This is a genomic window from Cohnella abietis (assembly GCF_004295585.1).
Classification (GTDB): domain Bacteria; phylum Bacillota; class Bacilli; order Paenibacillales; family Paenibacillaceae; genus Cohnella; species Cohnella abietis.
In genome coordinates this window covers 6594879-6608918 of the sequence record NZ_AP019400.1, presented here as the reverse complement: position 1 = coordinate 6608918, position 14040 = coordinate 6594879, and the positions used below count along the sequence as shown (strand labels likewise).

At 44.7% G+C, this 14040-nt stretch carries 15 protein-coding genes; 9 read left to right on the top strand and 6 right to left on the bottom strand.

The genetic code is table 11. The features are described 5' to 3' along the window. The first annotated feature begins 3 nt into the window (after nt 1-3). Complete coding sequence (locus KCTCHS21_RS29005; RefSeq protein ID WP_130615948.1) at nt 4-1206, top strand: enolase C-terminal domain-like protein; 1203 nt, start codon at nt 4-6, stop codon at nt 1204-1206. Nucleotides 1207-1253: 47 nt separating this feature from the next. On the opposite strand, the gene KCTCHS21_RS29000 is transcribed toward KCTCHS21_RS29005, so the two are convergent. Further along, a complete protein-coding gene (locus KCTCHS21_RS29000; RefSeq protein WP_130615946.1) occupies nt 1254-2153 on the bottom strand; it encodes a LysR family transcriptional regulator in 900 nt (299 codons plus the stop codon). A 166-nt stretch (nt 2154-2319) separates the two neighbouring features. Here KCTCHS21_RS29000 and KCTCHS21_RS28995 point away from each other — a divergent pair, with 166 nt between their 5' ends. After that, nucleotides 2320-3069: an SDR family NAD(P)-dependent oxidoreductase gene (locus KCTCHS21_RS28995; protein WP_130615944.1), complete on the top strand. Its 750-nt coding sequence runs from the start codon at nt 2320-2322 to the stop codon at nt 3067-3069. 472 nt (nt 3070-3541) lie between these two features. On the opposite strand, the gene KCTCHS21_RS28990 is transcribed toward KCTCHS21_RS28995, so the two are convergent. After that, nucleotides 3542-4453 (bottom strand): SDR family oxidoreductase, encoded by a 912-nt coding sequence (locus tag KCTCHS21_RS28990; protein ID WP_130615942.1) that lies wholly within the window; start codon nt 4451-4453, stop codon nt 3542-3544. Between the two features lie 153 nt (nt 4454-4606). Between KCTCHS21_RS28990 and KCTCHS21_RS28985 the strand changes: the two genes are divergently transcribed. The 4 genes from KCTCHS21_RS28985 (at nt 4607) to KCTCHS21_RS28970 (ending at nt 8426) form a co-directional block, all read left to right on the top strand. Then, nucleotides 4607-4957: a winged helix-turn-helix transcriptional regulator gene (locus tag KCTCHS21_RS28985; RefSeq protein WP_408621827.1), complete on the top strand. Its 351-nt coding sequence runs from the start codon at nt 4607-4609 to the stop codon at nt 4955-4957. 370 nt (nt 4958-5327) lie between these two features. After that, complete coding sequence (locus KCTCHS21_RS28980) at nt 5328-6305, top strand: iron-hydroxamate ABC transporter substrate-binding protein (RefSeq protein ID WP_130615938.1); 978 nt, start codon at nt 5328-5330, stop codon at nt 6303-6305. Nucleotides 6306-6411: 106 nt separating this feature from the next. Next, nucleotides 6412-7422 carry a FecCD family ABC transporter permease gene (locus KCTCHS21_RS28975; protein ID WP_130615936.1) on the top strand — a complete coding sequence of 337 codons (1011 nt, stop codon included), beginning with the start codon at nt 6412-6414 and terminating at the stop codon, nt 7420-7422. Then, the gene (locus KCTCHS21_RS28970; protein ID WP_130615934.1) at nt 7419-8426 is read left to right on the top strand and encodes a FecCD family ABC transporter permease; all 1008 of its coding nucleotides are present in this window, start codon (nt 7419-7421) and stop codon (nt 8424-8426) included. Before KCTCHS21_RS28975 ends, KCTCHS21_RS28970 begins: the two co-directional genes overlap by 4 nt. A 115-nt stretch (nt 8427-8541) precedes the next feature. Here the strand turns inward: KCTCHS21_RS28970 and KCTCHS21_RS28965 are convergent, their stop codons facing one another. Both KCTCHS21_RS28965 and KCTCHS21_RS28960 read right to left on the bottom strand, forming a co-directional pair. Continuing rightward, nucleotides 8542-8736: a hypothetical protein gene (locus KCTCHS21_RS28965; RefSeq protein WP_130615932.1), complete on the bottom strand. Its 195-nt coding sequence runs from the start codon at nt 8734-8736 to the stop codon at nt 8542-8544. Between the two features lie 150 nt (nt 8737-8886). After that, complete coding sequence (locus KCTCHS21_RS28960; protein ID WP_130615930.1) at nt 8887-9186, bottom strand: hypothetical protein; 300 nt, start codon at nt 9184-9186, stop codon at nt 8887-8889. Nucleotides 9187-9444: 258 nt separating this feature from the next. Here KCTCHS21_RS28960 and KCTCHS21_RS28955 point away from each other — a divergent pair, with 258 nt between their 5' ends. After that, nucleotides 9445-10395, top strand: a complete 951-nt coding sequence (locus KCTCHS21_RS28955; RefSeq protein WP_130615928.1) for an alpha/beta hydrolase — start codon at nt 9445-9447, stop codon at nt 10393-10395. A gap of 97 nt (nt 10396-10492) precedes the next feature. On the opposite strand, the gene KCTCHS21_RS28950 is transcribed toward KCTCHS21_RS28955, so the two are convergent. Continuing rightward, complete coding sequence (locus KCTCHS21_RS28950) at nt 10493-10897, bottom strand: RidA family protein (RefSeq protein ID WP_130615926.1); 405 nt, start codon at nt 10895-10897, stop codon at nt 10493-10495. Between the two features lie 588 nt (nt 10898-11485). Between KCTCHS21_RS28950 and KCTCHS21_RS28945 the strand changes: the two genes are divergently transcribed. Then, on the top strand, nt 11486-12484 hold the full coding sequence (locus tag KCTCHS21_RS28945; RefSeq protein WP_130615924.1) for a phosphotransferase enzyme family protein: 999 nt from the start codon (nt 11486-11488) through the stop codon (nt 12482-12484). A gap of 13 nt (nt 12485-12497) precedes the next feature. Here KCTCHS21_RS28945 and KCTCHS21_RS28940 read toward each other — a convergent pair whose 3' ends face one another. Beyond that, nucleotides 12498-13031: a dihydrofolate reductase family protein gene (locus tag KCTCHS21_RS28940; protein ID WP_130615922.1), complete on the bottom strand. Its 534-nt coding sequence runs from the start codon at nt 13029-13031 to the stop codon at nt 12498-12500. An 81-nt stretch (nt 13032-13112) separates the two neighbouring features. Between KCTCHS21_RS28940 and KCTCHS21_RS28935 the strand changes: the two genes are divergently transcribed. After that, on the top strand, nt 13113-14018 hold the full coding sequence (locus tag KCTCHS21_RS28935) for a helix-turn-helix transcriptional regulator (RefSeq protein ID WP_130615919.1): 906 nt from the start codon (nt 13113-13115) through the stop codon (nt 14016-14018). Nucleotides 14019-14040 lie beyond the last annotated feature (22 nt).

Genomic DNA, 14040 nt, shown 5'->3' with positions numbered 1-14040 from the left:
GACATGGAGAAGCTAACTATACGTAATATAAAAACAATTCTAACCGCACCAGAAGGCATTAATTTGGTTGTTGTGAAAGTAGAAACATCAGACCCTGAAATTTACGGAGTAGGCTGTGCCACGTTTACCCAACGTTATTTAACGGTGCAGAATGCCATCGAACAATATATTAAACCGTTTTTGATTGGTAAGGATGTTCATAACATCAACGATATTTGGCATTCCACGATTGTTAGCAGCTATTGGCGTAATGGTCCTGTGTTGAATAATGCTCTGTCTGGGGTAGATATGGCTTTATGGGACATTAAGGGGAAAATAGCAGGAATGCCGCTGTATCAGCTGTTCGGTGGAAAGCTGAGAGAGGGCGCTGCTGTGTATCGCCATGCAGATGGACGAGATGTGAAGGAGGTCGAGGAGAACGCACGTGCCTTCATGGAGCAGGGGTATCGCTATATTCGTTGTCAGCTAGGAACGTATGGTGGAAAGAATCAGTCCATTGTTTCACCAATAGGAGCTCCGGTAGGCGCCTATTATGATCCTAAAACCTACATGAAGAGCATCCTGGGCTTGTTCGAGCATCTTAGAGCGCAGCTAGGCTGGGATATTGAGCTGTTGCATGACATTCATGAGCGTTTGGCACCAATAGATGCTGTTAACTTCGCCAAGCAGCTAGAGCCTTTCCAGCTATTTTTCCTAGAGGATGCGCTACCGCCTGAGCAGATTGAATGGTTCCGTATGATTCGTCAGCATTCTTCTATTCCTCTAGCGATGGGAGAGCTATTCAACAACCCGAATGAATGGATGCCGCTCATCACTAACCGTTTGATTGATTATATTCGAATTCATGTGAGCCAAATCGGAGGAATTACTCCTACAAGAAAATTGACCGCTCTCTGTGACGCATTCGGGGTTAGAACGGCTTGGCACGGTCCAGGTGATACTTCACCTGTTGGGCATGCGGCTCATGTACACTTGGATGTTAGCAGCATTAATTTCGGTATTCAAGAATGGAACGGATTTAATCAAAATATTCAAGAAGTGTTTCCAGGCTGCCCAGAGGTTAAGAACGGATACGTCTATCCAAACGACAAGCCGGGATTAGGAATCGATATCGACGAGAAGCTAGCTGCGAAGTTCCCATGTGAGAACATTCTTCCGGAATGGACACTCGCAAGATTGCCTGATGGTACTCCGACAACTCCTTGATTTTTGTGAATGCGTCCGCCGATGGCGGACGTATTTTTTAGGAGGAATTAATACTTGTCGAACTCGTATTGGAGCTTATTAATGAAAAGACGGGATGCTTTGGGCAGCTTCTTATCCTCTGGACTAATCCAGCCCAGATAGACAGAAGGTTGATCAGGCAGATCCAATTTAATCGTAACTGTGTCTTTATCGGAGGATGAGCGGTTATTAAACGAAAAATCAAGACCGACGGTAACAGCTAAATTTTCGCTTACGGCCTTCTGGATCGCAACGGTGTTATTGGTGTAAAACAATGTATTTAAGCGACCATAGCTTGCTTCGAATTGATCGATAAACCATTTTAAGTAGTCATCCTTATAGAGGACAACTGGCTGAAACAGTAGCTCCTCAGGCGAAAGGGAGGGGTAGAGGGCTAGCGGGGATTTTTTACTCACGGCAACGACTAGCTTTCCCTCTAATAATCGTCCGAATGACAGGGATGGATGCTTACTAAGTAGACTTTCAAACAAAATAACGAGTCCGATATCTGCACGATTGTGCTGAATATCCTCGATAATCTCTGAAGAGCCCTTTTCTGTTATGTCCATTTGGATTTGCGAATAATCTCTTTTGAAGCTGACGATGGTGTTAACTAGTAAGGATAAAGGTCCCGGTATGGATGCGATACGAAGCTCACCGCTTTGCATATCGGAATAGAGATTAGCCTCCTGCTTGAGCTCCTGAAGCTTGCTTAACACCTCTACAGCTTTCCTTATAATCGCTTGCCCCTCGGCAGTGACTACAGCCCCGTTCCGAGAACGGGTAAATAAGGTAACTCCTAGCTCCCCCTCCAGATTAGAGATGGATTGGCTGACAGCGGATAGCGTAACATGCCTATTCTGAGCCGCTCTCGTTAGTGACCCGGTTTTAGCAACCTCTACAATAAACTCCAGCTGTTCCAAATGCATGAATGATCCTCTCCTTACTTAAGCCAAGCTTAATATAAGCTTTACTATGTTTAAATATACTTAAATAATAAACGGGAGTATGCTAGTGGTGCAAATAACATTAGTAGCTGTTGTTCGTTGAGTGTAAGTAGAGGGATCGAATCATTTACATGAGGAGGCACAACATATGGATACAAAGCGTGTAGTCGTGATAACAGGTGGAGCAAGCGGCATCGGACAGGAAACTGCTTTGAAGTTCGCCAGCAAAGGGGACCGTGTCGTTGTTGCGGATTACAATGAAGCGGGCGGCCAAGAAACGGTTGAGCTTATTGCTAAGGCGGGCGGAGAAGCAGCTTTTATTAAAGTAGATGTATCCAAACACGAAGATGTACAAGCCTTAGTCGAGAAAACGGTTGAAATATTTGGTCGGATTGACGTTATGTTTAACAATGCTGGAATTGGCGGTGCAGGTCCGGTGTTAGATCAGAATATGGATTTGTATCATCGTACCATTGCTATTAACCAGCATGGGGTTGCATATGGAATCATTGAGGCCGGTCGGAAAATGAAGGAATTGGGAATTAAAGGCGTTATTATTAATACGGCTTCTGTATTCGGGTTTCTCGCCTCTTATGGCACATTCGCGTATCACGCTACCAAAGGCGCTGTCATTATGATGAGTAAATCGGCTGCACTTGAGCTTGCGCCCTATGGCATTCGAGTCGTTGCGATAGCGCCAGGTGTTGTTGATACGCCCATTATCCAAGGATTCAAGGATCGCGGCATGTTAGAGGGAATGAAAGCTAAAGTCATGGGCGGAGAGCTGACAAAGCCTGAAGCGATTGCAAAATCAGTGTACCTCTTGTCGCTGGAAGAAGCAGAAGCCATTACAGGCAGCGTCGTCATGGTCGACCAAGGATACGCAGGCTTTAAATAAGCGGAGTTGCCGACTAAATCCCGTCCTGCGGAGCAGGTTGAAGGGGAGATAAGCGGAGGTGTCGACTAATTCTCGCCTTGTGGAGCAGATTGTGGGGAAGATAAGCGGAGACACCGACTAAATCCCGCCCTGCGGAGTAGGTTGAAGTGGAGATAAGCGGAGGCACCGACTAAATCCCGCCACACGGAGTAGGTTGAAGGGAAGATAAGCGGAGACACCGACTAAATCCCGCCCTGCGGCGCAGATTGTAGGGGAGATAAGCGGAGGTGCCGACTAAATCCCGTCATACGGCGCAGATTGTGAGGAAGATAAGCGGAGACACCGACTAATTCCTGCCATACGGCGCAGGTCGAAGAGTGTTTAGGCGGAGTTTAGTTTCCGGCGTTCATAGTATGGCTTGTGCAATAGTAAAGGGGTTCCCTAAAGGTCGTATTAGACCTAAGAGGAACCCCTTAATTGTTTTTTTAACTAATTATTGCTGCGTATTCCCACCTTCGGCGAAAAACCCATTTTCAATCGCGCGATCTACCCATTGCTTTAAGGATGTACCTTGGACGGCTGTTCGAAGTGCAGGATGGATATGCTCAGGCTTTGGCAAAGAGGCAGAGTTTACTGCAATCCAGTGATACAAGCCTGCTAATCCGGCGGCGGTCTCTTCTCCTAATAAGGGGCGGATACCTTCTTCAAACGTTTCGACTGGAAGGGAGAAAAATTGTATATCCTGATTTAATGATTGCCCGAAACGTTCAGCTAATTGATTGCCAGTAAGCGCCTCGGGACCGGTGACTTGAAGAGTTTGGCCTGCGAGCTCGGGATGGTTCAGTGCATAAACGGCGTAGTCCGCGGTATCCTGAATACTGATCCAAGGAATAGCTTGATCCGCAGGCACGGGGTAAGCCAACACTTTATTGTTTAGAACGCCGGGAATATAGAAATTTTCAAAATATAATGTAGGCTGAACAATAATAGTAGGAATCCCACTTTGCTTCAGGTATTCGATGAGCTCTCTTTTAATCTCAATGGCTACTACATCTGTGATCTGATCGGGTACATAAAGGCTAGTATTGACGACTAATAACGCTATATTTGCGTTTTTTGCTGCATCCACTACGTTACGGATATATAGGCGCACTCGTTCTAAATGATAATCTACAGGCAGGAGGAGAAGCACTTTATTGACTCCCTCATGGGCTTGGGCTAAGCTAGCCGGATCATTCAAATCCCCAAGTAACACAGAGATTCCTTGTTGAGCAAGCTGATCGGCACTCTCTTTATTCCTTGTGATAGCTTGAATGGAATGACCCTCCGCAAGTAATTTTCGTGCTACCGCGCCTCCTTGTACACCTGATGCTCCATAAACAAGAATTTTGTCAGTTGTCGCCATGAATATCATCCTCTCCATTTTTTCACATGCTTTTCAAGCAAAGAGCACTTGAAAGTTGTTCGTCGTTGTACACATAATAAAAGAAAGATGTTTTTTATGTAAGTACGCACATTAATGGTATGTAGTATCCAATAAGATACTAGGGGGCGAGCTATATTGGAACAATCAGAAGGACAATGTCCCGTGGAGTTAACGGTTAGTTTAATCGGCGGCAAGTGGAAGCTTCTTATTCTGTATCAGCTAGATAATCACGGCACCAAGAGATTCAATGAATTACGTAGAATTTTCCCCGATATTACTCAGCGCACATTAACCCGCCAATTACGAGAGCTTGAGAGTGACGGTCTTGTGGACCGTAAAATATTTACGGAAATTCCCCCGAAGGTAGAGTATTCCTTATCAGAGACGGGAAGAAGCCTAGTCCCCATTTTGCTGCAGCTTAAGGATTGGGGGATATCCTACAGGGAGCAGGATCGTTTGCGGGTACGAGATGAGCTTAAATAAAGCGGCTAGATCCCTAAGGTTGGTCCGCGTTGGATCTTATTTAGGATAAAGCACTATCGCGAATAGAAAATGATCTTCTGACTAACGCCGACAAAAGGGCGCCTCCATCTTAAGGGCGTCTTTTTGTCGTGCCTATTTAATGGACTCCTTCGTCAAGATGGGTACCGATCAGATGGGGGCTAACAGTGGCCTCTGTTAGCCCTCATTCTTAAAACCCATTAATTGGTCGTTGACGGGGCCTTTACTTAACACTATAATACTCGTTGTGCGTTGAATATGAGAATCATTATCAACGAATTGATTATCAACGTCTCATATGAGATTTGATTATTCATTGAACATAGACATAGAAAAGGGAGAGAGTCATTTTATGAAAAAGAATCTTTTTATTCCGTTAGTCCTAGTTGTTGTTCTTCTATTGAGCGCATGTGGTGGCAACGATACAAAAAATAATGCAAGCAGCCCATCTGAGTCTTCCTCAGCTTCACCGTCAGAATCGGCATCTCCATCTACCTCGAATGTCTCGGAATCCGACACATTTACTTACCAGTCTGAAGATGGACCGGTTGAAGTTCCATCGCATCCGAAACGTGTTGTTGTGCTTACTCGATTTTTAACAGGGAACGTTATGGCACTTGGTGTTCCTGTAGTCGGCGTGGATGAGATGTCCAAGACTAACCCAAGGTTTGAAGAGCAACTGAAAGACGTAGAGGCTGTTTCGGACGAAAGCCTTGAGAAGATCATTGAGTTGGAGCCAGATCTTATTATCGGGCTCGCAGGAATCAAGAATATCGACAAGTTCAAACAACTCGCTCCTACAATTACTTATACCTACGGTAAAGTCGACTACTTAACGCAGCAAATTGAAGTTGGCAAGCTATTGAACAAAGAAAAAGAAGCTAGAGCTTGGACTGAAGATTTCAAGGCACGCACCAAAAAAGCTGGACAAGAAATAAAAGCGAAGATTGGCGAAAATGCTTCGGTTTCTGTTATCGAAACCTTCAATAAACAGCTTTATGTATATGGTGATAATTTTGGCCGTGGCACAGAAATCCTCTATCAAGAATTCGGACTTGCTATGCCTGAGAAAGTTAAGGAAGCGACGGAGAAAGAAGGCTACTTTGCCGTTTCGTCAGAGGTTCTGAAGGATTATTCTGGAGACTACGTAATCTTCAGCAAGAACGCGGATGAGGATAATTCGTTCCAGAATACGGCAACGTACAAGAACATTCCAGCAGTAAAGAACAATCGTGTCTTCGAAGCTGACGCAAAAGCATTCTATTTTAACGATCCATTGAGCATGGAGTTTCAGCTAGAGTTCTTCATTAAGAGCTTTCTCGGTCAGTAAGCGTTAAATAGAAAAGCTAAATCGCGCAGATTGTTTCATTCGATGCGGAGGAATTCGTGATTCAACGATTCCTTCGCATATTCTATTAAGAAGAGATGAGCTTCCGATGAATAATAAACGCCGCGGCATCCCGTTTTTCTATAAGCTTCTCGGCAGTGTAATAGTGCTCATCTTGTGCTTCGCACTTTCGATGATATTCGGTGCAGCGGAAACGACGCTCCATGACCTGTGGCTTGCGCTAACTTCCGATGTGACTGACAACGACAAAGCTCTGATTCTTCGCGAAATTCGAATGCCACGTGAATTGGCCGCGATCTTAATCGGTGCTGCTTTTGCTGTGTCTGGGGCTATCATGCAAGGAGTCACGCGAAATCCTCTGGCCGATCCAGGTCTGCTAGGTCTGACTTCTGGTGCGAGTATGGCGCTCGCAATAGCTTTTGCATTCTTCCCAGGACTCAGCTATTTCGGCATCATGATAGCCGGCTTCCTCGGTGCTGCTCTTGGAGCTGCCTTGGTCATTCTTCTTGGCTCGGTGAGCCGAGGCAGCCTGTCTCCGGTTCGAATCGTGCTCGCTGGGGCGGCCGTTTCTGCGTTTCTGTATGCTGTTTCGAGCGGTGTCAGCATTGTGTTCAAAATTTCGAAGGACGTAACGATGTGGACCGCCGGTGGTCTGATCGGAACGACATGGGGGCAGCTTCAGGCCATTGGGCCCGTCATCCTCATAGGCATTGTAGGAGCTTTGCTCCTTTCCAATCAAGTAAGCATACTCAGTCTTAGTGACGATGTGGCGACTGGGCTGGGGCAAAAGCTGGTGCTGATCAAATCCATTTTGTTCATAATCGTAATCGTACTTACTGGTGCAGCGGTGGCGCTCGTCGGAAGCATGGCATTCGTGGGGCTGATGATTCCGCATATCGTCCGCATGATTGTGGGTACCGATTATCGGTATGTGCTGCCGTTCTCGGCTATAACGGGAGCGACATTCATGCTGCTTGCCGATACGCTAGGGCGCTCGATTAATTCGCCTTACGAGACGCCTGTGGTAGCCATCGTGGCGATGCTGGGATTGCCCTTCTTCCTGCTCGTCGTGCGTAAAGGAGGCAAAGCTGCATCATGACCTTATCCGCTCTTGTTCGCAAACAACGCCTGATTCTGCTAGCCAGTTCAGTGCTAATCGTTCTAACCATCATAGCCAGCATGGGTGTGGGATATGCCTCGCTATCATTTGACCGATTGATTCCCGTTTTGTTCGGTCACGGTACCTTTAAAGAAGATTTTGTTCTGTTCTCCGTCCGGTTGCCGAGAATTATGATCACGTTGCTGTCGGGCATGGCGCTTGCGCTGTCCGGGTCGATTATGCAAAGCGTTACCCGTAACGATCTGGCGGATCCCGGCATCATTGGTATTAATTCGGGCGCGGGTGTGGCAATCGCTGTCTTCTTCCTGTACGTTCCGATCAACGTTGGATCGTTCGTCTATGTTATGCCGCTAGTCGCCTTTGTTGGTGCTTTAATCACGGCTGCTCTAATTTATATTTTCTCATATAGCCGAACGCGCGGGCTTGATCCCATCCGGCTTGTGCTGGTCGGGGTCGGATTTTCTCTAGCACTATCAGGGATTATGGTCGTTATTATCTCTTCTGCGGAACGCTCGAAGGTTGATTTTATAGCGAAGTGGATTGCGGGTAGTATATGGGGCACGGATTGGCCGTTCATCTGGGCGCTACTTCCTTGGGTGATCCTGCTTATACCGTTCACTTTGTTCAAGTCTCGTCAGCTGAATCTTCTCGGCTTGAACGAGGCATCAGCGATCGGCGTTGGTCTTAAGCTGGAAAAGGAACGTCTTATCCTCATTGTGACTGCTGTCGCCTCGGCTGCAGCCGCAGTATCTGTTACGGGTGGGATCGCTTTTGTGGGGTTGATGGCTCCGCACATTGCCAAAGCTTTGGTCGGTCCACGTAATCAGCTGTTCATTCCCGTTGCTGTTCTGCTCGGTGGATGGTTGCTATTATTTGCTGACACTGTTGGTCGCAATCTTGTCGATCCTGACGGTATCCCTGCGGGTATTATGGTTTCATTAATCGGCGTTCCCTATTTCGCTTACTTGCTACTTAAGAAATAATGGTTTCAAGCGTCGGCGTGCAGTGATGCCGAAATTCTTCTGAGTCTATGTTGAAGAGTCCTGTGCTGTGTGGTAGGAAATCCACCGGGTCAGGACTCTTCTATGCAGATTAGACCTACGAAGAATGCTTGTTCCACGTCTCCGCTGTAATATTTTTGTTATGAGCATTCCACTGCTTCTTTAATCTGCTAAGAAGGCCTCGTTGCTTCTTTTCCTTCTCTCTCAACCTTAAGTACCTCATTAATAATTGGTATCTTTGTTCATTATCATGGCTAAGCTTATGCATTTCTTTAAGAACTTTCGTCTGCATTGATATTCCACCCCGAGAAATCATATCTGTTATAGGTTTATTATAAACGACAAATCTCGACATATTCTGAACAATTGCCGGTGATGGCACCTCACCAACCCTCCGCGCACCCGAAAATCGTCCCAATAGTGAACGTAGGATCCACTACGCTCACTCCAATTTGCAAATCGTCACGATAGAAAACTCAGCGTTCACTAACGCCCCCGCCAACCCGAAAAAGGCGCCGATAGAGGACTCAGCGTTCACTAACGGTCCCGCCAACCCGAAAAAAGCGCCGATAGAGAACTCAGCGTTCACTAACGCCCCCGCCAACCCGAAAAAAGCGCCGATAGAGAACTCAGCGTTCACTAACGGTCCCGCCAACCCGAAAAAAGCGCCGATAGAGAACTCAGCGTTCACTAACGTCCCCACCAACCCCAAAACAGCGCCGATAGAGAACTCAGCGTTCACTAACGCCCCCACCAACCCGCAAACCGTACCACTAACGACTCCCGGGTCCTCCCCGGATCCACTAACGCCCAGCTAGCTCGCCACTGTAGCAATTAGAGTAGTGCAGGTTACTTAAGCTAAACTAGTTAGAAAGCGGAAACAGCAGCATTTTGCGGATATTGATGGTTCACACCCTGTAGATGAGATATGATGTCATCATATTGCCTGATCATCTGTTCGGCGGCCGCTCTGTTGGCTGAGGAAAGGGACTACAAAAACATGACTAAGCGTAATACCTATAATGAATCAGTCGGCTATTGGAAACAGTATCAGAAGTTTTTTCCTGAAGAAATGCAGATAAATGAAAATCATCCACCGATAGAAGAATGGATGACTTGGAACAATGCTCATATTCATCTGGATCGTATGCCGGTTCCGGACGCAACACATAAAATTATTTTCATTCATGGCGCTGGTGGCAATGGAAGAATGTTAGCTCCATATACTCAAATGCTGCAAAAGTGCGGTTATGAAGTCGTGTCGCCGGATTTACCGCCCTATGGTCTAAGTTACACGAGTTCAGATAAGACAATTGACTATCAGCTTTGGATCGACATACTCACTGAACTGATCGATCGAGAATTGCAACGGGATGACAAACCAATTATTTTGCTAGGTACTAGTATAGGAGGTATGTTGGCTTATCACACTGCTGTTCAGAGCAAGCGAGTTAAAGGGTTAATTGCAACAACGTTTGTTGATACAAGTGATTCGAAGGTTCGTGACCAATTAGCTCCTAACAAGCTCATTAGTCGGTTGGGGAAATTTTTTATGGACAAGTTTCCACTTCTATTAGATTCCTTGCATATCTCTGTGAATAAGGTGTCTCGGATGCATTTGATTACGAATAACGCCGAATTGACCAATCTTATTATGAAGGATGCTCATGCGGCAGGAACGAAAATCCCTTTACGTTTATTAAGAACGTTCTTAAATAGGGAGCCGGTAGTAAAGCCTGAGAATTTTGACGTGTGCCCGGTACTACTTGTTCATCCAGAATTAGACCCCATGACTCCGTACCGTTTCAGTAAACCGTTTTTTGATAAAATAAAAAGTAATAAGGAATGTGTATTTCTAGAGGGTGCGGGCCATTTTCCAATTGAGCAGCCGGGGTTAGAGCAGATGAATGCTGCTGTTCTGTCTTTTTTGAAAAGAGTAGCTAATGAATGATAAGTGGAATACATGTCACCGGGGAACAATCTAATGAGAAAAAAACGAACCGTAGAATCGCTTCTAAGGTTCGTTTTTTGTAGTTGAATAATAATGCTTAACCAGCAGCCCAAACATCTAGCTCAATTTTCAATTCAGGTAAACCCAATCCCTTAACATAAGCAATCGTCATGGAAGGGGGATTTGCACCGAACACTTTATCCCAAATGGCATACAAATGATCCCAATCTATTTCTTCTGTGGCCCAAATGTTGATTTTAATGACATTGTCAGGAGTCAGCTTCTGAGAAGCAAGGAGCTCAACGATATTGTTCATTGTATGGGTGACCTGCTGGTTCATATCTGGAGGAATATGCTGATCCCGATCTATACCGATTTGACCAGAAAACACGTACATCTCAGCATTTCGATCTATTTTTGTTACATGGCTATAGTTTCCTACGGGCTTTGCTATATTTTCAGGATTATATCTTTTTACGATATTATTGTTGAAGTTCGTCATTTGTGAATTCTCCTTATAAATGGCTGTTTATTATTTGGAATTGATGTTTGGACAGACCTATCCCGTCAAGATCAATTCTAAAAAAAGACAGCATTAGAATACCCAATCCCAAAGGATAAAAACACAAGCGATCTCTTTTTCATCGGGTATTCCTCCTTCAAATTTATAAGTAAAATCACATACTATTTAATGATAACACTGACTTAGAGAAGATTCAAAGCAGGTAAGCCAGTAGAGCACGGGCTGGAGACTGTTGGCCCCCAAATAGGAAATAGAAATTGCTTCCATTAATAATCTAAAGTAATATGAAATCAACATGCTTTTGAAGGGAGTGATCGGCATGAAACGCCGGGCTAAAACTACTACTTTTACTTATAAGGTGAATGATAACTGAATATTTTAGGCTGGCATTAGTCAGCCACTTATAAGGATATTGCTGCTGATTTTTCTTGTTAGTTAAGAGGGTTTATTTGATTTGCCCTCCTACAAGAATTACGAAGACCGCAGGCATAGCCTTGCGGTCTTTTTGTGCGCAGAAATAGGAGTAATTCCAGGTAGATACTGCAAATCACGAGGAGCTGCATGCCAATGTTGAAATTGAAATACCTTTTTAATATTGAGGATTTAGCCGAAATGCTTTTGGGAAATTGGGAATTCGATAAACAGTCTATTGATATGTTTAAGTATTATAGGATATCTTCAAATGCGATATATCCCTTTCAATTTGAAGGTAACACCCAACTCTTAAGATTCGCCTCGAAATCAGAGAAAAATAAAGAAAATATATTAGCAGAGCTAGATTTTATATCTTACCTGCGGACGAAGGGCTATGGAGTTTTAGAATCGGTAAGATCAAAAAGTGACGAAGAGCTTGTAGAGGCACAAACCCCTTGGGGTGATTACTTTGCTTCGGTGTTTAAGCGTGTATCAGGTATACAGATTAATAAAACAGATTTTAGTGATGCCATAATATTCAGCCATGGCAAAGCGTTAGGAAAGCTTCACCATTTATCTAGTCAATATACACCGGATATGCACAAGAGATGGTCGTACAATGATGTTTTACATTGGATTCAGGACATTTTAACTGATTTCCCAACAGAAACAGCAGCTCTAAAAGAGTCCAAACAATTACAAGATTATTTTTCTACTGTACCTATTACTAATACTAATTTTGGTCTTATTCATTATGATTTTGAATATGATAATGTTTTTTTCGATGAGGCAACAAATTCATGTAACGTTATTGATTTTGATGATGCCATGTATCATTGGTATGCCATGGATATTGAGCAGGCACTAGATAGCTTGAAGGACTGTATTCCAAGTGAGCTTTTCAGTCAGAAAGAGCAATGCTTTATGGATGGATATCGCAGTGAGTATCCTGTTTCAGATAATTTTCCAGCTATTATACCCGCATGCAGGCGTTTTGCTAATTTATATGGGTATACCCGCTCTCTTAGGTCCATATCTGAAAAATGGGCTAATGAGCCCGATTGGATGATAGGCTTGAGAGGAAAATTGACGAAATCCATGAAAGAAAGCTCTCTCTGTTTTGGTAGTGAAATTCAAGAGGAGACGAAGTAGCCTCAACAAATTTCTAATCCGCTTTTGCGGTATAACTAAGTGAAACAATCTGCCCGAACTGTTGTATCTGTGTTAAACGGAAAGCGCTTGGGAGGGTTCCCTTCGGAAATAGGGGGATACCCTCTCCGAGTACTTTCGGAATGACGGCGATTTGGAGCTCATCCAATAAGTTAGCTTCCAGAAAAGCTGCTACAAGCTGCCCCCCTCCCACAAGCCAAACGTCACCATCTGATTCATTTTTTAACCTAGGAATAAGAGCATTAATGTCCTCATCCGTAAAAATCACGTGTGGAGCAGGAGCTTGCTTCGATCGAGACAGAACATAGCAAGTCTTATTGGCGTAAGGAAAGTCATCGGCCAATTGAAGCACCTCGTCATACGTGAGTCGCCCCATTACGATCGTCCCCACCGTGCTGTAAAAATGATTGTATCCATTATCCTCACCGTCACCTTCGACATCAAACAGCCAATCCACCGAACCGTTGGACTTCGCGATATAACCATCCAAGCTCATGGCAATATACAGCACCACTTTATTATTTTTCATACTCTAAACACTCCCTTCTAAAATTTATGGTACAGTAAAACTACGACAAAAGATGACGTAATTATGTAAGGGGGTTCGAAAATGAATGATCGAAGACTTGCGATAATGCGAGCATTAGACTCGAGAAAAAAGTTCACTGCCCGCGAGCTGGCTGAACGTTTTGATGTATCGGTGCGCACCATTCAGCGGGACTTAGATGATTTGCAAAAGAAGGGAGTTCCTCTGTACACAGAAGTGGGTGCTAGCGGGGGTTATCGTGTGCTTCCGAATAGAATTTTGCCACCACTTCAACTTGCGCAGCACGAGGCGTTTGGCCTATTCTTGATGATTGAATATTTGGAGAAGGTCCCCGATTTTCCATTTGGTTCGATAAGGGCTTATCTTGCGGAGCAGTATTTTTCTAGTTTGCCCGACGATGTAAAGGATATGATCATTCGCATGAGGCAGCACATTACATTTCTTCAGCACCATTCAGTGCAGCCGGAATCATTAACTACGACAATTTTAAGTGCATCAGTGGATAAAAAAGAGATTGAATTCGCGTACGCTTCCCGGAGTGGAACAAAGAAGGTGCAGGTTTATCCGATCGGCATCTACTATGAGAATGGATTTTGGTACATGCCAGCTAAAAAGAATGAACGGGTGTTATTGTATCGGACGGATAGGATGCAGCAGTTGGAGGTGCTCAATCGATCAGACTCAGACAATGCTATTCCAACTCTTAAGGAGTGGCTGAATTCAGAGGATAGCAGGGAAACGGTAGAGGTGGTGCTGCAATTCACTGATTTTGGAGCAAGGATTGCCGAATCAGATGTTCTATTCAAGTCTGTTCACAATAACGAGTGGCGCGGGGAGGTTCCTTTGGAAGAGTTTCCCTTTACTGCGCGGAAGCTGCTTTCATACGGTCCTGAAGTAAAGGTCATTAGTCCCCCTCAGCTGCAAGAAATCGTCAAGGGGCTGTTGGAAAAGACTTTGCAGAACTATTAATGCTTTATAGAAAGGCGAATTC

Coding starts and splice junctions, on each gene's coding strand:
- KCTCHS21_RS29000 (WP_130615946.1), bottom strand. CDS start 2,153: ATGCATTTGGAACAGCTGGAGTTTATTGTAGAGGTTGCTAAAACCGGG.
- KCTCHS21_RS28940 (WP_130615922.1), bottom strand. CDS start 13,031: ATGAAAAATAATAAAGTGGTGCTGTATATTGCCATGAGCTTGGATGGT.
- KCTCHS21_RS28970 (WP_130615934.1), top strand. CDS start 7,419: ATGACCTTATCCGCTCTTGTTCGCAAACAACGCCTGATTCTGCTAGCC.
- KCTCHS21_RS28965 (WP_130615932.1), bottom strand. CDS start 8,736: ATGCAGACGAAAGTTCTTAAAGAAATGCATAAGCTTAGCCATGATAAT.
- KCTCHS21_RS28995 (WP_130615944.1), top strand. CDS start 2,320: ATGGATACAAAGCGTGTAGTCGTGATAACAGGTGGAGCAAGCGGCATC.
- KCTCHS21_RS28990 (WP_130615942.1), bottom strand. CDS start 4,453: ATGGCGACAACTGACAAAATTCTTGTTTATGGAGCATCAGGTGTACAA.
- KCTCHS21_RS28935 (WP_130615919.1), top strand. CDS start 13,113: ATGAATGATCGAAGACTTGCGATAATGCGAGCATTAGACTCGAGAAAA.
- KCTCHS21_RS28945 (WP_130615924.1), top strand. CDS start 11,486: ATGTTGAAATTGAAATACCTTTTTAATATTGAGGATTTAGCCGAAATG.
- KCTCHS21_RS29005 (WP_130615948.1), top strand. CDS start 4: ATGGAGAAGCTAACTATACGTAATATAAAAACAATTCTAACCGCACCA.
- KCTCHS21_RS28975 (WP_130615936.1), top strand. CDS start 6,412: ATGAATAATAAACGCCGCGGCATCCCGTTTTTCTATAAGCTTCTCGGC.
- KCTCHS21_RS28980 (WP_130615938.1), top strand. CDS start 5,328: ATGAAAAAGAATCTTTTTATTCCGTTAGTCCTAGTTGTTGTTCTTCTA.
- KCTCHS21_RS28950 (WP_130615926.1), bottom strand. CDS start 10,897: ATGACGAACTTCAACAATAATATCGTAAAAAGATATAATCCTGAAAAT.
- KCTCHS21_RS28955 (WP_130615928.1), top strand. CDS start 9,445: ATGACTAAGCGTAATACCTATAATGAATCAGTCGGCTATTGGAAACAG.